This is a genomic window from Salinibacterium sp. NK8237, from assembly GCF_015864955.1.
Lineage (GTDB): Bacteria > Actinomycetota > Actinomycetes > Actinomycetales > Microbacteriaceae > Rhodoglobus.
Map to the genome: position 1 here is coordinate 132504 of NZ_JADYWE010000003.1, position 18693 is coordinate 151196.

The 18693-nt window shown below is 60.8% G+C and carries 18 protein-coding genes; 14 read left to right on the plus strand and 4 right to left on the minus strand.

Features of this window, described 5'->3' with window-relative positions:
- Positions 1-7 precede the first annotated feature (7 nt).
- The 7 genes from I6E56_RS14150 to rbfA all read left to right on the plus strand — a co-directional run bounded on the left by I6E56_RS14150 (position 8) and on the right by rbfA (position 9056).
- Positions 8-1066, plus strand: coding sequence for an alpha/beta fold hydrolase (locus I6E56_RS14150; RefSeq protein ID WP_197139166.1), 1059 nt, complete (start codon positions 8-10; stop codon positions 1064-1066).
- A gap of 40 nt (positions 1067-1106) precedes the next feature.
- Entirely contained in the window at positions 1107-2255 is a 1149-nt protein-coding gene (gene ispG, locus I6E56_RS14155; protein ID WP_197110642.1) for a flavodoxin-dependent (E)-4-hydroxy-3-methylbut-2-enyl-diphosphate synthase, read from the plus strand.
- A gap of 18 nt (positions 2256-2273) precedes the next feature.
- On the plus strand, positions 2274-4055 hold the full coding sequence (locus tag I6E56_RS14160) for a proline--tRNA ligase (RefSeq protein ID WP_197139167.1): 1782 nt from the start codon (positions 2274-2276) through the stop codon (positions 4053-4055).
- A 75-nt stretch (positions 4056-4130) separates the two neighbouring features.
- Positions 4131-5129, plus strand: coding sequence for a transcription termination factor NusA (nusA, locus tag I6E56_RS14165; RefSeq protein ID WP_197139168.1), 999 nt, complete (start codon positions 4131-4133; stop codon positions 5127-5129).
- A gap of 121 nt (positions 5130-5250) precedes the next feature.
- The gene (locus I6E56_RS14170; protein WP_197108869.1) at positions 5251-5541 is read left to right on the plus strand and encodes a YlxR family protein; all 291 of its coding nucleotides are present in this window, start codon (positions 5251-5253) and stop codon (positions 5539-5541) included.
- A 90-nt stretch (positions 5542-5631) separates the two neighbouring features.
- Positions 5632-8448 (plus strand): translation initiation factor IF-2, encoded by a 2817-nt coding sequence (gene infB / locus I6E56_RS14175; protein ID WP_197139169.1) that lies wholly within the window; start codon positions 5632-5634, stop codon positions 8446-8448.
- Positions 8449-8573: 125 nt separating this feature from the next.
- Positions 8574-9056: a 30S ribosome-binding factor RbfA gene (gene rbfA / locus I6E56_RS14180; RefSeq protein ID WP_197139170.1), complete on the plus strand. Its 483-nt coding sequence runs from the start codon at positions 8574-8576 to the stop codon at positions 9054-9056.
- A gap of 39 nt (positions 9057-9095) precedes the next feature.
- On the opposite strand, the gene I6E56_RS14185 is transcribed toward rbfA, so the two are convergent.
- Together I6E56_RS14185 and I6E56_RS14190 are read right to left on the minus strand one after the other, a co-directional pair.
- Positions 9096-9971: an A/G-specific adenine glycosylase gene (locus I6E56_RS14185; RefSeq protein ID WP_374062252.1), complete on the minus strand. Its 876-nt coding sequence runs from the start codon at positions 9969-9971 to the stop codon at positions 9096-9098.
- Positions 9972-10049: 78 nt separating this feature from the next.
- On the minus strand, positions 10050-11069 hold the full coding sequence (locus I6E56_RS14190; protein ID WP_197139172.1) for a ketopantoate reductase family protein: 1020 nt from the start codon (positions 11067-11069) through the stop codon (positions 10050-10052).
- A gap of 130 nt (positions 11070-11199) precedes the next feature.
- Here I6E56_RS14190 and truB point away from each other — a divergent pair, with 130 nt between their 5' ends.
- Genes truB through I6E56_RS14210 form a run of 4 tightly spaced genes read left to right on the plus strand, consistent with a single transcriptional unit; the run spans position 11200 to position 13938 of the window.
- Complete coding sequence (gene truB / locus I6E56_RS14195; protein WP_197139173.1) at positions 11200-12180, plus strand: tRNA pseudouridine(55) synthase TruB; 981 nt, start codon at positions 11200-11202, stop codon at positions 12178-12180.
- Positions 12173-12541 carry a hypothetical protein gene (locus tag I6E56_RS14200; protein ID WP_197139174.1) on the plus strand — a complete coding sequence of 123 codons (369 nt, stop codon included), beginning with the start codon at positions 12173-12175 and terminating at the stop codon, positions 12539-12541. Before truB ends, I6E56_RS14200 begins: the two co-directional genes overlap by 8 nt.
- A 25-nt stretch (positions 12542-12566) precedes the next feature.
- Complete coding sequence (locus tag I6E56_RS14205) at positions 12567-12980, plus strand: hypothetical protein (protein WP_197139175.1); 414 nt, start codon at positions 12567-12569, stop codon at positions 12978-12980.
- Between the two features lies 1 nt (position 12981).
- Complete coding sequence (locus tag I6E56_RS14210; RefSeq protein WP_197139176.1) at positions 12982-13938, plus strand: bifunctional riboflavin kinase/FAD synthetase; 957 nt, start codon at positions 12982-12984, stop codon at positions 13936-13938.
- Between the two features lie 10 nt (positions 13939-13948).
- Here the strand turns inward: I6E56_RS14210 and I6E56_RS14215 are convergent, their stop codons facing one another.
- Positions 13949-14218: a hypothetical protein gene (locus I6E56_RS14215; protein ID WP_197139177.1), complete on the minus strand. Its 270-nt coding sequence runs from the start codon at positions 14216-14218 to the stop codon at positions 13949-13951.
- Positions 14219-14308: 90 nt separating this feature from the next.
- Between I6E56_RS14215 and I6E56_RS14220 the strand changes: the two genes are divergently transcribed.
- The gene (locus I6E56_RS14220; RefSeq protein WP_197139178.1) at positions 14309-15559 is read left to right on the plus strand and encodes a CynX/NimT family MFS transporter; all 1251 of its coding nucleotides are present in this window, start codon (positions 14309-14311) and stop codon (positions 15557-15559) included.
- Positions 15560-15578: 19 nt separating this feature from the next.
- Here I6E56_RS14220 and I6E56_RS14225 read toward each other — a convergent pair whose 3' ends face one another.
- Positions 15579-16541 (minus strand): ROK family protein, encoded by a 963-nt coding sequence (locus I6E56_RS14225; protein ID WP_197139179.1) that lies wholly within the window; start codon positions 16539-16541, stop codon positions 15579-15581.
- Positions 16542-16730: 189 nt separating this feature from the next.
- Between I6E56_RS14225 and I6E56_RS14230 the strand changes: the two genes are divergently transcribed.
- On the plus strand, positions 16731-17675 hold the full coding sequence (locus tag I6E56_RS14230) for a sugar-binding transcriptional regulator (RefSeq protein ID WP_197139180.1): 945 nt from the start codon (positions 16731-16733) through the stop codon (positions 17673-17675).
- Entirely contained in the window at positions 17672-18685 is a 1014-nt protein-coding gene (gene deoC, locus I6E56_RS14235) for a deoxyribose-phosphate aldolase (protein ID WP_197108838.1), read from the plus strand. The genes I6E56_RS14230 and deoC overlap by 4 nt, the downstream gene beginning before the upstream one ends.
- Positions 18686-18693 lie beyond the last annotated feature (8 nt).

Sequence of the window (18693 nt, forward strand, 5' to 3'; positions counted from 1 at the left end):
ACACACCATGGCTACCCTTCTCGACGGCATCGTTCAGCACAGCGTCACCACACCGCGCATTGTCGCGTCGGTTCTCGAGCGCCCATCCGACACCGCAACGTCGACGGTGGTGTTCGTGCACGGAAACGTCTCGTCGTCGCTGTTCTGGCAGCCCACGATGCTCGCGCTCGATAGCAGCGTTCGCGCGTTGGCAATTGACCTGCGCGGCTTCGGCGACAGCGAAACGCTTCCCGTGGATGCCACCCGCGGCGTTCGCGATTTCTCTGACGACATCGCTGCTGTGCTCGACACCCTCGGCATTGAGCGCGCGAGCTTCGCTGGCTGGAGCATGGGCGGCGGAATCGTGATGCAGTTCATGCTCGATCACCCTGACCGCGTCGACACGGTCACGTTCGTGTCACCCGTTTCGCCCTATGGCTTCGGTGGAACGAAGGGGGCGAATGGCGAGCTCCTGAATCTGGAGTGCTCGGGAACCGGCGGCGGGGGAGCAAACCCCGACTTTGTCGCTCAATTGAACGCGGGCGATGCGGCCGACGATTCGCCGACATCCGCTCGCATGGTGTTCCGTACGGCCTATGTGGCGGATGCCGCAGCTCACGCCGAGCACGAAGATCTGTGGGTCGAGTCGATGCTCACGACAGCCACTGGCGAGGACAATTACCCTGGCGACTCGGTGGTTGTTGAGCCCTGGCCCGGCTTTGGTCCCGGCGGTCGCGGAGTGCTCAACACCATGACTCCCGACCACTTCAACGTCAGCGGCATTACCGAACTTGCCACCAAGCCGCGCATTTTGTGGGTACGCGGTCTGCAAGACGAGATCGTGTCGGATGCCTCGGGTTTCGACCTGAACTTTTTGGGGCAGCTTGGCGTGATTCCCGGCTGGCCCGGCGCCGAGGTTGCTCCGCCGCAGCCGATGATCGAGCAGACCCGTGCCGTGTTCGACCAGTATCAGGCCAACGGCGGGCAATACACCGAGTTAGCGTGGGAGAACTGTGGCCACTCGGCCCACCTTGAACGCCCGCAGGAGTTCGTTGATGCACTGACTGCTCACCTCGGCGCGCGCTAGCGTTCCGCTGATGTTCAGGAGTCGGCTTTAGGATGGGTTAGTGCCAGCAATTAATCTCGGAATGCCGAAAGTCCCTGAAGTCCTCGCTCCCCGTCGCAAGACCCGGCAGATCAAGGTCGGTTCAGTAGGAGTCGGCAGCGAGTCACAAGTGAGCGTCCAGTCCATGACGACGACGCAGACCACCAACATTGACGCGACGCTGCAGCAGATTGCCGAACTCACGGCGTCCGGTTGTGACATCGTGCGTGTCGCTGTGCCGCATCAGGATGACGCGGATGTGCTGCACATCATTGCGAAGAAGAGCCAGATTCCGGTTATTGCCGACATCCACTTCCAGCCGCGTTATGTTTTCTCGGCGATTGATGCCGGAGTGGGCGCCGTGCGCGTCAACCCGGGCAACATTCGCAAGTTCGACGACAAGGTTGGCGAGATCGCTAAGGCGGCCAAGGATGCGGGCACAAGCCTGCGCATCGGTATCAACGCCGGTTCGCTCGAGCCGAGTCTGCTGCAGAAGTACGGCAAGGCCACCGCTGAGGCGCTCGTGGAGAGCGCTGTCTGGGAGGCAAGCCTTTTCGAAGAGCACGACTTCCACGACTTCAAAATTTCGGTCAAGCACAACGACCCCATTGTCATGGTCAAGGCGTACCGCATGCTCGCTGAGCGCGGCGACTGGCCGCTGCACCTCGGTGTGACCGAGGCTGGGCCGGAGTTCCAGGGCACTATCAAGAGCGCTACGGCGTTCGGTATCCTGCTTTCGGAGGGCATCGGAGACACGATTCGTGTCTCGCTGTCGGCTCCTCCCGTGCAGGAGATCAAGGTTGGCCTGCAGATTCTGCAGTCGCTCAACCTGCGTGAGCGCAAGCTTGAAATTGTGTCGTGCCCGTCGTGTGGTCGCGCTCAGGTCGATGTCTACAAGCTCGCCAACGATGTCACTGAGGGCCTCGAGGGAATGACGGTTCCGTTGCGCGTCGCTGTTATGGGTTGTGTTGTCAACGGTCCGGGTGAAGCTCGTGAAGCTGACCTCGGTGTTGCCAGCGGTAACGGCAAGGGCCAGATCTTTGTGAAGGGTGAAGTCATCAAGACTGTTCCCGAAGCAGACATCGTGGCGACCTTGATCGAAGAGGCCAACCGCATCGCAGCAGAGATGCCTGCCGGTGCAACGGGAAGTCCGCAAGTTCTCACCCCGTAGGCGCACTACCATTGAGGCGTGTCTACACGTCTCTCTCAACTCTTTGTCCGCACGCTTCGCGAAGATCCCGTCGATGCTGAAGTAGCAAGCCACCGCCTTTTGGTGCGCGCCGGCTACATCCGTCGTCAGGCTCCCGGTGTTTTTGCGTGGTTGCCGCTCGGGCTCAAGGTTCGCCGCAAGATTGAAGCGGTCATCCGCGAAGAGCTTGAGTCGTTCGGTGCCCAAGAGGTGCTGTTCCCGGCTCTGCTGCCGCGCGAACCCTACGAGCTCACGGGTCGCTGGACCGAGTACGGCGACGGAATTTTCCGTTTGAAAGACCGCAAAGACGCCGACTATCTGTTGGCGCCCACGCACGAAGAAGTCTTCACGTTGCTCGTGAAAGACCTGTACTCGAGCTACAAAGACTTGCCACTATCGCTGTACCAAATCCAGGACAAGTACCGCGATGAGGCCCGCCCCCGTGCTGGTCTGCTGCGCGGTCGCGAGTTCTCGATGAAAGACAGCTATTCCTTCGACTACACGGATGCCGGCCTCGATGTGTCGTACCAGCAGCACCGTGATGCCTACGAGCGCATCTTCAACCGCCTCGGTCTCGAATATGTGATTGTCAGCGCGGATGCCGGCGCGATGGGTGGCTCGAAGAGCGAAGAGTTCTTGCACCCGACTCCCGTCGGTGAAGACACCTTCGTGCGCTCGGCTGGAGGCTATGCCGCCAACGTTGAGGCGTACCGCACGACCGTTCCCGAGGCATTGCCGATTGACTGCCTGCCCGCTCCGCTGGTCTTCGATTCGCCGAACACTCCCACGATCGACACTCTTGTTGCTCTCGCTAACGAAGAGCAGCCCCGCGATGATCGTCCCTGGACTGCAGCAGACACGCTCAAGAACATCGTTCTGGCTCTCACCTCGATCGACGGAACCCGCGAACTTGTTGTCGTCGGTTTGCCCGGCGACCGTGATGTTGACATGAAGCGCGCCGAAGTTGCCTTCGCCCCGGCTGAGGTCGAACCCGCCACGGAGAAAGATTTCGCCGAGCTGGCCAAGCTCGAGGGAAACCCCGGCTTCGTTAAGGGCTACATCGGTCCATGGTCGCCCGAGGGCGCTGTCATCGGCGAAAAGTCGACGACGGGCGTGCGCTTCGTACTCGACCCCCGCGTTGTTGATGGCACTCAGTGGATCACGGGCGCCAACATCCACGAAAAGCACGTTCTTGGCCTTGTTGCCGGGCGTGACTTCATCTCTGACGGCACCGTTGAGGTGTCGGATGTCCGCGCCGGCGACCCTGCCCCCGATGGCAGCGGTCCCATCGAAACCGCTCGCGGTATGGAAATCGGTCACGTCTTCCAGCTCGGCCGCAAGTATGCCGAGGTTCTTGGTCTCAAGGTTCTCGATGAGAACGGCAAGCTTGTGACCGTCACGATGGGGTCCTACGGAATCGGTGTTACCCGTTTGATGGCGGCCATCGCTGAGACCACAAACGACGGCAAGGGCCTGTTGTGGCCCAAGCAGATCAGCCCCTTCGACGTGCATATCGTCGCGGCGGGCAAGGATGCTGTTGTCTATGAGACCGCCGAAGACCTTGTGAGCTCGCTTGAGCAGTCCGGTCTCGACGTGCTTTTCGATGATCGCCCGAAGGTATCGCCCGGCGTGAAGTTCGGCGATGCTGAGCTTCTCGGTGTCCCCATGATCGTGATTGTTGGTCGTGACGCGGCCAACGGAATGGTCGAAGTCTGGGATCGCGTCACGAACGAGCGAACGAGCACCCCTGTCGCTGACGTCGTCGCTGCACTCACTAAATAAGCCAGCTAAACTAGCAAGTTCGGAGCCGCAGACGGTTCCGAGTCATCACCCCTAAATGAATATCGGAGGTCCTCAATGGATATCGACTTGAGCGTGCTGCGCATGATGGAGCGCGAGCGAGAGATACCGTTCGAAGAACTGGTGCAGATCATTGAGCAGGCGATTCTGAGCGCCTATCTCAAGCACGTTGAGGCTCCCGAAGGTAAGGCTGCAGAAGTGCAGCCAACCGCTCGTGTTGTGCTCGACCGCAAAACTGGACACGTCAGTGTCTGGGTCCCTGAGCACGACGAAGAGGGTGCGGTTATTGGCGAGGCTGAAGACAGCCCCAGTGATTTCGGACGTATTGCAGCGTTCGCAGCAAAACAGGTCATCAACCAGCGCTTGCGTGACATTGGTGACGACAAGGTTCTTGGCGAGTTCAAGGGTCGCGAGGGTGACATCGTTGCCGGCGTGATTCAGCAGGGTCCCAACCCGCGCATGATCCACATCGACCTCGGCTCGGTGGAGGCAATCATGCCTCCCGAAGAGCAGGTTCCGAGCGAAGAATACAAGCACGGCTCGCGCTTGCGGGTCTACGTCACCGCAGTGAGCAAGGGCGACAAGGGGCCGCAGATTACGGTCAGCCGCACCCACCCGTCGCTGGTTCGTAAGCTCTTCGCACTTGAGGTTCCTGAGATTGCCAGCGGACTGGTAGAAATCACTTCTGTCGCCCGCGAGGCAGGTCACCGCACCAAGATGGCGGTTCGGGCAACCGAGACCGGCATCAACGCGAAGGGTTCGTGCATTGGCGAGCTCGGCCAGCGGGTGCGAGCGGTAACAGCGGAACTCAACAACGAGAAAATCGACATCGTCGACTACTCCGAGAACCTGGCCACGTTTGTCGCTAATGCGCTCTCGCCCGCCAAGGTATCGAGCTCCTTCGTGATCGATGAGGCCACCAAAGCAGTGCGTGCCCTCGTGCCTGACTACCAACTGTCGTTGGCGATTGGCAAGGAAGGGCAGAACGCCCGACTGGCTGCCAAGCTCACCGGTGCGCGCATCGACATCCAGCCCGACTCGATTCTCGACGACTAATAGTCGTACGCCTGGCTTTCCCCTCAGCACGGTGTGCTGTGGGGAAAGCCGGTAGCGTTCCCTCGCAGCGTGCGTTTATTCTCGGGCGCGGGGGAGTGCGGGATTGCAGAGTAGGGGTATCATGGAAGCAGTAAGAACGTGTATTGGCTGTCGCGCGAGCGCCAGCAGATCCTCGTTACTGAGGGTTATCGCATCTCACGGTGCGGTTGTGGCCGACCATTCGGCCACACTTCCGGGTCGCGGTGCGTGGCTTCATCCCACAACCACGTGTTTTGAGTCTGCAATCAAACGCAGAGCTTTTGCACGTGCGTTGAAGGTGGAACCACCGCTAGATACCGGAGCACTTCTTTCAGTGTTAGCTGAATATGAGGCGGGACATCAACCGATGTCCCCTAACGAACAGGCTGATTGACCTATGGACAACTAATGAGCGGCTCGAAATGAGTTCCGTCCGTAATTAGTGGTCTGCCCCTGTCTGGGAGCAGACCCAGACAGGAGAAAAGTGGCTGCAAAACCACGCGTACACGAAGTCGCCGCCGAAGCTGGCGTCGATAGCAAGGCTGCTCTAGCGAAGCTCAAAGAAATGGGCGAATTCGTTAAGGGCCCGTCATCGAGCATTGAGCCCCCCGTCGCACGACGGTTGAAGGCTGCACTCGAAGCTGACGCAGCGAAAGCACCGGCAGAGCCGGAGAAGCCTAAGGCTGCTCCCAAGGCCGCGCCGAAGGCTGCCGCTAAAGCGACGCCGAAGCCCAAAACTCCGATGCCAAGCGCACCGACCCCAGCACCTGTTGCTGAGGAAGCACCCGCTGCCGCACCGGAGCCCGAGCAGGCTGCTGAACCAGAAGAAGGCGCGGCTCCCGCTCCTCTGACCGTTGCCGAGCGTCAAGCTCAGGCATTGGCTGCTGAAAAGGCATTGGCCGCTGAGAAAGCTTCTGCCGAGTCTGGTGCAAAGCCCGCGGGCGGCGCAGCAGATGCTCCCAACCCTTCCGCTGTTCCTCGTCCGGGTACTCCCCGTCCGGGAAACAACCCCTTCGCCTCGAACCAGGGCATGGGGCGACCGGCACCTGCCGGTGGCGCAAGCTCGATTCCTCGTCCTGGCGCTCCGCGTCCGGGCCTTCCTCGTCCTGGCGCTCCGCGTCCGGGTGCGCCTCGTCCCGGTTCGCCGCGCCCCGGTTCACCTCGCCCCGGCTCGCCTCGTCCCGGTGGACCCGGCCAGGGTCAGCGCCCAGGTGGCTTCGGTCAGCGTCCAGGCGGTCCTGCTGGAGCAGGCGCCGGCGCACGCCCAGGTGCAGCTGGTGGCGGATTCCGTCCCGGTGGAACACCAGGAAACAACTTTGGTCCTAACCGTCCGCCAGCTGGTGGACGCGGTCGTGGCCCCGGTGGAGGCACCGCAGGTGCTTTCGGTCGCGGTGGCGGCAAGAGCAAGGCACGCAAGTCCAAGCGGGCGAAGCGGGCAGAGTTCGAACTGAGAGAAGCACCGTCGCTTGGTGGCGTTAGCGTCCCGCGCGGAAACGGCAAGGAAGTTATTCGTCTTCGCCGTGGTGCATCCATCACCGACTTCGCCGACAAGATCGACACGAGCCCCGGAAACCTCGTCACCGTGCTGTTCCACTTGGGACAAATGGCGACAGCAACCGAGTCTCTCGATGAGGCAACGTTCGACATCCTGGGTGAAGAACTCGGCTTCAAGATCGAAATGGTCTCGCCAGAAGAAGAAGACCGCGAGCTCCTGCTCGGCTTCGACATGGACCTCGATCAAGAACTCGAAGACGAATCGGAAGACGAACTCGTTATTCGTCCTCCTGTTGTCACCGTCATGGGTCACGTTGACCACGGTAAGACCAAGCTGCTTGACGCTATCCGTAACGCCAACGTTGTTGCGGGCGAAGCCGGTGGCATCACCCAGCACATCGGTGCTTACCAAGTTGTCAAAGAGCACGACGGTATCGAACGTCCGATCACCTTCATTGACACCCCGGGTCACGAAGCGTTCACCGCTATGCGTGCTCGTGGTGCTCAGGTCACCGACGTCGCGATCCTCGTGGTCGCAGCAGACGACGGAATCATGCCCCAGACGGTTGAAGCACTCAACCACGCTCAGGCAGCAAACGTTCCGATCGTTGTCGCGATCAACAAGATCGATAAAGAGGGTGCGAACCCGGCCAAGGTGCGCCAGCAGCTCACCGAATTCGGTCTCGTGGCTGAAGAATACGGTGGAGACACCATGTTCATGGACGTATCGGCGCTCAACAAGGTCGGTATTACCGAGCTTCTTGACGCAGTGCTCCTGACAGCGGATGCCGGACTCGACCTGCGCGCAAACCCCAACAAGGATGCGCGTGGTGTCGCGATCGAAGCCAAGCTCGACAAGGGTCGCGGTGCTGTTGCTACCGTGCTCATCCAGTCGGGAACGCTGTCGATCGGAGACCCGATCGTTGCCGGAACCGCCTATGGTCGCGTTCGTGCAATGTTCGACGAGAACGGCGATTCGGTCACCAAGGCCGAGCCATCGCGTCCCGTTGCTGTTCTTGGACTGACTTCAGTACCCAAGGCCGGCGACGTGTTCTTGGTTACCGACGACGACCGTATGGCTCGCCAGATCGCTGAAAAGCGCGAAGCAGCAGAGCGCAACGCGTTGCTCGCTCGCAGCCGCAAGCGCATCAGCCTCGAGGACTTCACGAAGGCCCTCGAAGACGGCAAGGTCGAGTCGCTCAACCTCATCATCAAGGGTGACGTATCGGGTGCTGTTGAAGCTCTCGAAGAGTCGTTGCTCAAGATTGATGTTGATGACTCGGTTCAGCTGCGCATCATCCACCGCGGTGTCGGTGCTGTTACCGAAAGCGACATCAACCTCGCCACGGTCGACAACGCCATCATCATTGGATTCAACGTTCGCCCCGACCCGAAGGCGCGCGAGCGCGCCGTTCGCGAAGGTGTCGACGTGCGCTTCTACTCGGTCATCTACGCCGCACTTGAAGACGTGGAGAACTCGCTCAAGGGAATGCTCAAGCCTGAATTTGAAGAAGTTCAGTCGGGCGTTGCTGAGATCCGCGAGATCTTCCGCTCCTCCAAGGTCGGAAACATCGCCGGTGTCATCGTGCGATCGGGAACGATCACGCGAAACGCCAAAGCACGAGTTATCCGCGAAGGTGTCGTCGTTGGCGACAACCTGGCGATCGACTCACTGCGTCGCTTCAAGGATGACGTCACTGAAGTTCGTACCGACTTCGAAGCCGGTATCGGACTTGGTAAGTTCAACGACATCCAAATCGGTGACGAGATCGAGACAATTGAAATGAAGGAAAAGCCGCGGGTTTAGCCGTTGGCTTATGACGGCAACCTGGGCAGGAAGCGGAGCTACGCAGGCTCCGCAAGCTTCCTGCCCAGGCTGCCGTCAACGCCTCGGTTAATCTCGAGGCAGCGAAAGTTTTAGAAGGAGTAGAGATGGTTGACGCAGCTCGTGCCGCAAAAATGGCGGACCGCATCAAGGTAATCGTTGCCAAAACGCTTGAGCGTGGCATCAGAGACCCCCGACTCGGGTTTGTCACCATCACCGACGTTCGGGTGACCGGCGACCTCCAGCATGCTTCCGTCTTTTACACCGTGTACGGCACTGACGAAGAACGCAGCGACAGTGCAGCGGCTCTCAAGTCGGCCACCGGCCTCGTGCGTCGCGAAGTGGGTAAGAATCTCACCGCACGCCTCACGCCATCAATTCAGTTCATTGCAGACGGCATCCCCGAGAACGCGGCTCTCATCGACTCGCTTCTTACGGAAGCCCAACAGCGAGACGCGTCAGTTGACGCTCTCAAGAAGAGCGCGAAGTACGCGGGAGATGAAGACCCCTACGTGAAGCCTCGCGACATTGCCGCCGAAGAAGAAGCCGCTGGCTTCGACGACGACGAGGATGACGCGACTCGGGCCTAGCTCCCGCCAGGCGGTAAAAGCGCGCCTGATTAACGCCCGCTAGGGCAGAACGTAACCCGAATCCTCAGCAACGGCCAGTCCGTCCTTAAGGAGGCCTGCCAGAGCGCGCTCACGCTGTTCGGCGTCCGCCCACACCTGAGTGATTTCAACTGCGGTGACTGGCACATCGCTAGCGCGAAGTTCAGCGAGGATGAGCCCGCGAACTTGACGGTCTGAGCCCTCAAACTTTTTCTGTACGACCTGCCGCTTGCCTTCGTAGGTGGGGTAGCCGGCAGCACGCCACGCGCACAGCTCACGAACCGGGCATTCCTCGCACAGTGGTTTCTTGGCGGTGCACACGATCGCACCAAGTTCCATGACGGCCGCGTTCGTGGCCTGCGAAGCATCCCGGTCGGCGGGCAGAAGCTGCTCCATCGCTGCGAGGTCTCTCTTCGTCGACGGAGGGCCCGCTTCGCCCTCTCCGTTGACGGCGCGGGCAATCACACGGCGCACATTGGTGTCGACGACCGGATGGTGATGCCCGTAAGCGAAGACCGCGACAGCGCGAGCCGTGTAATCACCGATCCCGGGTAGTGCGAGCAGGGTGGGCACGTCCTCGGGAACGACATTGCCATGGTGCTCCGCTATGGCGGTCGCGGCAGCGTGGAGATTGAGCGCGCGGCGCGGGTAGCCGAGTCGTTCCCACGCTCGAACGGCGTCGCCGGGGGCAGAAGCAGCAAGGGCGGCGGGCGAAGGCCATCGATCGAGCCACTGCGCGAGCCGGGGGATGACGCGAACCACGGGGGTCTGCTGCAACATGATCTCGCTCACGAGGATGCCCCACGCCCCGAAACCATCCTGTCGCCAGGGCAGGTCACGGCCGTGCTCGGCAAACCAGTCTCGGATGAGCTGAGCGAGTTCTGCACGATCAGGTATCGCGGTCTTTGGGGTCACGGAAGGGTGTCTTTTTCGTCGGCGCTGTGGGGCGCATGGTCGAGGCGGAGTTGGTGTTGGCTAGCGATCGCGAAGAGGGGCGGTATCGAGCGCGGCAAAGCGTGCCGCAACAACGTCGGAGCTGAAAAAGTCCCCCGTCTGTTCAACGGCATGCACGAGTTCCACCATGAGCGCATTGATGGGGGCGGAACTATTCAGTTCATACGCGGCCCTTACGACGGCACCGTTGAGGGCATCCACTTCACTGGGTTGTCCGCGCCGAATGCTCTGCAACGTAGAACCGGGATTGGGCGTGCTGCCCATGCGTCGGCTCATGAGCAGGGGAATGATCTGGCCAAGCCACAGCGGAGACCGTGCAAGGGTGCGGAGGCGTCGGTGAGAGAGCCCCTGCAACGTTTCGAAGCGGATGCCGCTGGCGAGAGCTGTGCGGGCTGTCTCGCGCATACTCGCGGTCATAACGTGCCGAAGCGAGCGATCAGCGATGACGGCTTGAACGCTGAGGCCGGTAATGGCCGGTAGCGCATTGACCTGGTTGATGACCAGTTTCGTCCACTGCGCGCCGCGAAAATTGGGAACCGCGAAGGTCGGCATCACGGCGTTGAGCACGTGTGCGGCGTACCGTGCGGGCACATCGTTGTCCCCGGCGACTCCGAGGTAGCTGGGGCCGGCGGCGGTGACGTGGATGGTGCCGGGGGAGAGGAATGATGAAGCGAAGGTGGCGAGGCCGCCGATCATGTCGGATCGCGGTGAAGCGTGGGTGGCGACATCGAGCGAATCGAGACCGTTCTGGAAGATGATGACCGGGAGGTCGCGCAAGAAGCGGATGTTCTCGCGAATCGCCTCTTCGGCATCGTGCGCTTTTGTGGCGACGATCACGAGTTCGTTGACGCGGCTGAGGGTGCCAGCAACACGCACACGAGAGACGCTGTCGCCCCAAGCGCCAGTGAGAGTGAGCCCCGATTCGCGGATGGCCTGCAGATGGGCTCCGCGAGCAGTCACTTCAACGTCGTTGCCGGCGCGCGCGAGTAACGCTGCAATTGCACCGCCCACGGCACCCGCCCCAATAACGCCGATTCGCATAGCGGCAGTCTAGGCGCACTGGGTAAACATTTCTCGTGACGGTCCGCGGTGAGTAACGCACATCGAGCGCCGCAGAATTGGCTAAAGTTGTGAGGCTGCCCATCCCGGGCGCCCGTGCGAAAGGAATGTTATGGCTAAGCCGCCGCGCAATCCTACGAGCGGGATTCTGTTCGTGGATAAGCCTCAAGGCATCACGAGTCATGGCGTCATTTCTCGGGCGCGCAAATCGGTGGGCACCCGCAAGATTGGGCATGCGGGCACGCTCGATCCGATGGCTACTGGGCTCCTCGTGCTCGGGGTCAACAATGCGACTCGACTGCTCACTTATCTTGTGGGCCTTGACAAGCAATACACCGCCACAATTCGTCTGGGCGCTTCGTCGAATACCGACGACGCTGAGGGAGAGCTTTCTGAGACTGCGGATGCCGCGGCTCTCGCTGCCGTAACCGACGATGCCATTGCGCACGCCGTGGCTAACCTCACCGGCGCTATTTCGCAGCGCCCCAGTTCCGTGAGCGCCATCAAGGTAGATGGTCGCCGCGCTTACACGTTGGCTCGCGCGGGCGAAGAAGTTGTGCTCGCTGAGCGAGCGGTCACGGTTTCTGCTTTCGAGGTGCTGGAGATCGCGCGCGGAGAGTTCATTGATGTGAAGGTTCGTGTGGATTGTTCCTCGGGTACCTACATTCGTGCTCTTGCTCGAGATCTGGGGGAGGCACTGGGCGTCGGCGGTCACCTGACGGTGTTGCGTCGCACCAGAGTTGGACCGTTCTCGGTTGGCGACGCGAGTGCTGTCGATGAGGATCTCGAAACGAAGCTCGTAGCGCCGGCAGTGGTGGCTCGTGTGCTCTTCGACACTGTTGATCTCGATGACGAGCAGGCGGCAGATTTGGCGCAGGGTAAGCAGATCGCCCTGGAGCCTCAGGGGGAGGGGGCTATCGCCGCTATTAATGCGGATGGCCGCTTGGTTGGTCTCTTGGAGATCGTTGACGGCCGCGCCCGCATCCTCTCCAACTTTCGGCCGGATGCCGAGCCAGCAGCGCCGGAAAGTGTGCCCGCCGCCGCAGCTGACGGCGAGCTAGCCTCTGAGGAAGGAACCCCGAAAAATGGTTGAGTGGTTTGTGTGGGTTCAGATCGTTGTGGCGGTCGTTGCTGGCCTTGGCGCACTGATAGTCGGTTTCGCGCGAGTGAAGCCCAATGACTACACCCTGGGTGCAACGTTGCTGGTTGAGCTGTTGCTCATCGTCCAACTGGTGATGGCGATCATTGCGCCGTTGCTCGGCAATGTGGCTACGGGCAGTTCGCTGGAGTTTTGGATCTATCTGGTTTCGGCCATCCTGATTCCTCCCGCAGCGGTCATGTGGGGGCTTATCGAGCGCAACCGCTGGAGCACGGTGATCTTGGGCGTTGCCTGTTTGTCGATCGCCGTCATGGTCTACCGCATGAGCCAAATCTGGTTTGTGCAATTGGCGTAGCCGAGAGCGCCTAAAGTTGAACGTGATGACTAGGAAAGCTTCTTCGACTGCCTCGGGCATCGGCCGAGTGCTGATCGCCGTCTATGCGGTGATGGCGCTTGGCGCTACCGCGCGGTCGCTGTTTCAGATCGCCACCAAGTTCGACGAGGCACCTTTGGCGTATTTGTTGTCTGGGCTAGCAGGGCTCGTCTACATTGTTGCGACTGTTGCTCTCATCCGCTCGGGTCGCGTCTGGTTCCGTGTCGCCGTGTTCGCGATCGTGTTCGAACTTGTCGGAGTCATCACTGTGGGAACCCTCAGCCAGGTGGATGCCGTGTTGTTCCCGGCAGATACCGTCTGGTCAGCTTTTGGTGCTGGCTATCTCTTCGTTCCTCTCGCTCTTCCGGTGCTCGGCCTTATCTGGCTGTACCGGGTGCGTCGTGCTGAGGGGAAACGCTGACATGAATATTTTCGATTCGATTGATGCCGTTCCCGCGACGTTTGGTCCGGTCGCTGTCACGATCGGCAAGTTCGATGGCGTGCACAGCGGACACCGTGCGGTGCTTGAACGGCTGCGCGCGGTTGCCGCTGAGCGTGGTTTGCGCTCAGTCGTTGTGACGTTTGACCGTAATCCGATGAGCCTGTTGAACCCTGCAGCGTGCCCGCAACCCTTGTTGAGCAAGCAACAGAAGCTGGAACGACTGGCCACGACCGACGTCGACGCCGCTCTTGTCTTAACCTTTGACCGTGCCTTGAGCGAAGTCTCCGCTGAGGACTTTGTTGCGTCGGTGCTCGCGGGGGCGCTCGATACCAAAGTTGTTCTCGTCGGAGCCGATTTCCGCTTTGGCGCTCGCGGCGCTGGCGATGTCGCTTTGCTACGCACGCTCGGCGAGCAACACGGTTTTGAGGTCGTTGTCATTGACGACATTGCTCTTGAAGAAGGCCGTCGCGTCTCCTCCACTTTTGTGCGCGAGCTTCTCGCTGAGGGCCGAGTGGCTGAGGCTGGGCAATTGCTCACGGCCCCGCACTCGGTTCGGGGTGTGGTGGTACTCGGCCAGCAGCGCGGGCGCGAACTCGGGTATCCGACCGCCAATTTGGAACGAAACTCTGAAGGCTTCATTCCAGCGGATGGTGTCTACGCGGCGTGGCTCGTTGTGGACGGGGTTCGCTTTGCGGCCGCGGTCTCGATCGGCAACAACCCGACTTTTGACGGGGTGCCGGAGAAGCAGGTCGAAGCGCATGCTCTCGACCAAGATTTCGATATCTATGGCAAGCGAGTCGAAATCGAATTTGTCGAATACGTTCGCGGCATGGTCAAGTACACGACCGTCGATGCTCTTATTGAGCAAATGTGTCTTGATGAGGTTGCGGTAAGAGAAATCTTGGGCGTCCCCGCAAAAGAGGCGCCCAAGAAATAGTTCTATAGGGCTAGCCCTTAATGAGCTTGTTGAGGGGAACCTTGACGCCGTTCTTGAGATTCTCGACCACGTCATCGGGCACATTGCCGACGATGGGCAGGTTGAGGTCCTTGGCCCAGTTCGCGACGGTCTCGAGGATCGTGTCGGTGTCGAGCCCCTTGAGGGTCGGCTGGATGCCTTCCCAGATGGGCTCGAGAGCGTCAGTGTCGAGACCTTTGCCTTTGACGAGGTCGCCGACGACGTCGCCGATGTCGCCGAGGTCGAATCCGCTGTTACCCATATCTGTCTCCCTGAGATGCCAGCCGACACGAGTTGTCGGCGATACCCACCATCGTAGGGGTAGGGGATTTCGGGACCTAGACTCGGGTAAATGAGTACCTCCGAGCGTGCCCTGTGGAAGGGCCGCATTCTTGCCCTCGCTGGCATCCTGTTCGTTGCGCTGAATGTGCGCACCGCAGTCGCGGCCATCTCGCCCATCATTGGCGTGATCGAAAACGATATTCCGATCTCGAGCCTGGGGCTCGGCGTGCTCGGGATGCTGCCTCCCATTGCTTTCGCGATCGCAGGCGTTGCCGCGCCTGCCCTCGCTCGCGCTCGTGGCCTTGACGCTGGCCTACTGATTGCGGCGGCAGCGATGGTCGCCGGTTCGACGATTCGTGCCATCAGTGACGACTACATTGTGCTCGCCGTCGGCAGCTTTGTCGCACTCGCGGGAATGGGTATCGGCAACGTCTTGCTGCCGCCCGCGGTCAAGAAGTACTTCCCAGACCGTTTGGCGACGGTCACGGGTGGCTATGTGGTTCTCATCTCATTGGGAGCTGCAATACCGGCGTTCTTCGCGGCACCCATCTCCGATGCTGCAGGCTGGCGTGTATCGGTTGCAGTTTGGGCTGCTCTCGCACTCACCGCCTTTGTGCCATGGCTCATGCTGACGTTGCGCGGTAGTCACGCCACTCGTCGCGCTGTTGCCGATGATGAGAGTGTTCTCCCGCTGACTCCCCACATCTCGGTGTGGGCGGTTGCCAAGTCACGAACGGCGTGGGCCATCACTATCGCCTTCGGGGTTTCCTCGATTGCGTTCTACTCGTTTTTCGCGTGGCTGCCCGAGATTCTGATCGAGTCCGCTGAGTTCACGCCGGTCGAAGCCGGCGCAATGCTGTCGCTCTTCGGCCTCATCGGTATTCCGCTCGGTATCCTGAGCCCGATTCTTGCCAGCCGTGTATCCAATATTGGCGTGGTGATCGCCGGGGGAGTGTTTGCTGGCGTTCTCGGATTTGCCGGTTTGGCTTTCGCTCCGACGGTCGCGACCTGGCTGTGGGTGGTGCTCGTGGGAATCGGGTCGATCCTGTTCCCGCTGTGTCTGGTGCTCATCAACTTGCGCACGAGAAGTCACGAAGGTTCAGCAGCGCTTAGTGGTTTCGTGCAGAGCGTTGCCTACTCTGTGGCGGCACTCGGGCCATTCGCTGTCGCGCTTGTGCGTGAATTGAGCGGCGGCTGGGTGTGGCCGCTGATGTTCTTGCTCGTGACCAGTCTGCTCGCGCTCGTCAGCGCTGTCATGCTTGCCCGGCCCAGTTTCGTCGAAGACGAGATCGACTTTCCGGCGGCCGCACTCGACGAGTAACTGGCGAGCAGCCAGCAAACTAGCGGCCGAGCGCGGAGGTGCTTAGTCGCTCGGGGTGGTGCACTAGAGATGCAGCACCAATGAGAGGACCATCGCTGGAGAGTCCCGAGGCGACAACACGTACCTTGGTGATGAACGGGAACGGCGCCCGGTCGGTTATCGCTTCTGAGACAAGATCGATGTAGTCGGCGGCGACGTGGGAGAAGCCCCCGCCGATCGCGACGAGTTCGAGATCAACAAGCGCAGTGGCTGACGCTATTGCATGGCCGACGGCACGGGCAGAGCGGCGCACTGCCGCGATCGCGATGTCGTTTCCCGCCGCGTAGTCAGCAGACAGTTCTTCGCCGGTCGTACCGGTCCAGCCCTGCGACTGTGCCCATTCCACGGTTTTGGGGCCGGAGGCGACTGCTTCGACGCAGCCTGTTCCGCCACAACCGCAGATGACAGTTTCTCCGCCAACTTCGACGTGACCGAAATGGCCGCCGTTGCCCGTGGGACCGTCGATGAGCTGATTGTCAAGGATGAGCCCGCCGCCGACACCGGTGGAAACAACCATTCCCATGAAGTACTTCACTCCCTGGGCGGCGCCGATCCAGTGTTCCGCCAGAGCGATGCAGTTTCCATCGCCGCGCAGAGACACCGTGAGTCCTGGCAATTCTTCTTCGACGAGCGATCGGACGCCAAAGTCGCGCCATGCGGGCAAGTTTAGGGGGGAGATTTCGCCACGCGACACGGAGATCGGGCCGGCGCTTCCGATGCCAGCACCGAGTAGCTCAGCGCCATCCGGAAGCTCGGCAACCGTCTGGCGCACAACGGTGCGCACGCTCTCGGAGAGTTGGGCACTCGAGGATGCGCGACCCGTGGGGGCGCGAAAGCGGCTCGAGCTGAGAACGACTCCGTCGGGGTTGACGAGGGCAGCCTCAACTTTGGTTCCGCCAATATCAATGGCGAGGGCATAGCGGTCTGATGTGGTGGTGGTCACGGCATCCACCTTATTGGGTTCGCGGGGTGGTCATCGTGCACCTGTGGACGTTCGTGTGGTGTTCAGCTTCAGGGTGTTGGCTGCTCGTGTGCGCACTCAAGGCGGTGTCTGCCTGCTCATCTGAGCAAGCGCCCCCGCATATGTTGCAGGTCGGTGCCTGTGACTCTATCGTTGAAGCAGGAGGCAGCAGTGGATGAATCAACCGAACTCTTGGCCGTGCGCGTTGCCGAGCTCTATTACGAAGAGAACAAAACGCAAGATGAAGTCGGAGCCCTCCTCGGAATAACTCGCTGGAAAGTGGGCCGCTTGCTCACTCGCGCTCGCGAAGCCGGCATTGTTCGCATTGAGATCGTGCACCCTCGTGCCCGCAGGCTGGATGTCGAACGTCAACTGCGCGACCGTTTCGGTCTCAAAGATGCCGTTGTTGTTCCGCTTCCGGCCGATGACGAAGAAGTGAGCCCGCGGGTGGCGCAAGCCGCCGCCGATTACCTCGCTGCGGTCCGTCCCATTCCCCGTACCCTCGGCGTGAGCTGGGGTCGCACCCTCGACGAGGTCGCTCGTTTGCTCGCTGACGGCTGGACCATTGGCGTTCAAGTGGTGCAGATCAATGGTGGAGTGAGCCTCAATAGCAAGCAGGGCACTGCAGAGCAGACCGCCGTGACCATTGCGCAAAAGGGACACGGCCAAGCAATGCTGCTGCCGATCCCCGCGATTCTTGAGCAGGTCGAAACGAAGCGTGCGATTGAACGTGACCGCACGGTGGCAAATGTTCGCGCGTTGGGTGCTTCGGCATCCGCGTATCTCTATAGCGCTGGCGTTGCCGGAGCTAGTTCTGTGCACGTCGACAGCGGGTACCTCACTGAGAGTGATGTTGACGAACTTGTGGCTAAGGGAGCGGTCGGCGACGTTGTCGGTCGCTACATCGATAGCGCAGGCAAGATCGTCGATTCGGCACTCGACGAACGAACCGTCGGTATCGGCCTTGATGAGCTCCGTGCTGCTGAGCACGCAATTTTTGTCGTCGCTGGCGACGCTAAACATGACGTCGCGCGCGCCGTCGTTACGAGTGGGCTGTGTTCCGTCATCGTCACCGATGAGGCCACCGCTCACGCCCTTCTGGAGGAAACTACATGACAATCGAATCGGCCATCGCGCTCGCTCCTGCTGAGCGCGCGGTCAATCTCATCGGAGCAGACCTGACCGAGAAATCTCTCAAGCTTCACCTCGAGGGGCTTCCGGGCGTCGACGCGGTCGGTCTTGAGCAGCGTGCCGCAGCGCTCGGCACTCGCTCAATCAAGACCACGTCAAAGGCCTGGGCGCTCGACACCATCATCAAGCTCATCGACCTCACTACCCTCGAAGGCGCAGATACCCCTGGCAAGGTTCGCTCTCTTGCCGCCAAGGCTGTATTGCCGGATGCTTCGGATGCCTCGACTCCTCAGGTCGCTGCTGTCTGCGTGTATGGCGACATGGTTCCTTACGCGGCCGAAGCCCTCGGATCATCGTGGTCGAACGGCTCAGACAACGGAATCAACGTTGCTGCCGTCGCCACCGCGTTCCCGAGCGGACGCTCATCGTTGCCGATCAAGATCATGGACACGAAGGAAGCCGTCGCTAACGGTGCAGACGAAATCGACATGGTCATCGACCGTGGCGCCTTCCTCTCCGGCAAGTACGGAGTTGTCTTTGACCAGATCGTTGCGGTCAAGGAAGCCTGCCGCCGCGAGAACGGTACCTACGCTCACCTCAAGGTGATCTTGGAGACCGGCGAGCTCAACACCTACGACAACGTTCGCCGCGCATCCTGGCTGGCAATTCTGGCCGGGGGAGACTTCATCAAGACGTCCACCGGTAAGGTCGCGCCCGCCGCAACTTTGCCCGTCACACTGCTCATGCTCGAGGTTGTGCGCGACTGGCACCTGCTCACCGGGGAGAAGATCGGTGTGAAGCCTGCCGGCGGCATCCGCAGCTCGAAGGATGCCATCAAATACCTCGTCACGGTTGCTGAAACGGTTGGCGAGGAATGGCTTCAGCCGCACCTGTTCCGCTTCGGAGCATCCAGTCTTCTCAATGACGTGCTCATGCAGCGTCAGAAACTCACCACCGGTCACTACTCCGGCCCCGACTACGTCACGATTGACTAAGGCACACC

Coding starts and splice junctions, on each gene's coding strand:
- I6E56_RS14150 (WP_197139166.1), top strand. CDS start 8: ATGGCTACCCTTCTCGACGGCATCGTTCAGCACAGCGTCACCACACCG.
- nusA (WP_197139168.1), top strand. CDS start 4,131: ATGGATATCGACTTGAGCGTGCTGCGCATGATGGAGCGCGAGCGAGAG.
- I6E56_RS14170 (WP_197108869.1), top strand. CDS start 5,251: ATGGAAGCAGTAAGAACGTGTATTGGCTGTCGCGCGAGCGCCAGCAGA.
- rbfA (WP_197139170.1), top strand. CDS start 8,574: ATGGTTGACGCAGCTCGTGCCGCAAAAATGGCGGACCGCATCAAGGTA.
- I6E56_RS14190 (WP_197139172.1), bottom strand. CDS start 11,069: ATGCGAATCGGCGTTATTGGGGCGGGTGCCGTGGGCGGTGCAATTGCA.
- truB (WP_197139173.1), top strand. CDS start 11,200: ATGGCTAAGCCGCCGCGCAATCCTACGAGCGGGATTCTGTTCGTGGAT.
- I6E56_RS14200 (WP_197139174.1), top strand. CDS start 12,173: ATGGTTGAGTGGTTTGTGTGGGTTCAGATCGTTGTGGCGGTCGTTGCT.
- I6E56_RS14205 (WP_197139175.1), top strand. CDS start 12,567: ATGACTAGGAAAGCTTCTTCGACTGCCTCGGGCATCGGCCGAGTGCTG.
- I6E56_RS14210 (WP_197139176.1), top strand. CDS start 12,982: ATGAATATTTTCGATTCGATTGATGCCGTTCCCGCGACGTTTGGTCCG.
- I6E56_RS14215 (WP_197139177.1), bottom strand. CDS start 14,218: ATGGGTAACAGCGGATTCGACCTCGGCGACATCGGCGACGTCGTCGGC.
- I6E56_RS14220 (WP_197139178.1), top strand. CDS start 14,309: ATGAGTACCTCCGAGCGTGCCCTGTGGAAGGGCCGCATTCTTGCCCTC.
- deoC (WP_197108838.1), top strand. CDS start 17,672: ATGACAATCGAATCGGCCATCGCGCTCGCTCCTGCTGAGCGCGCGGTC.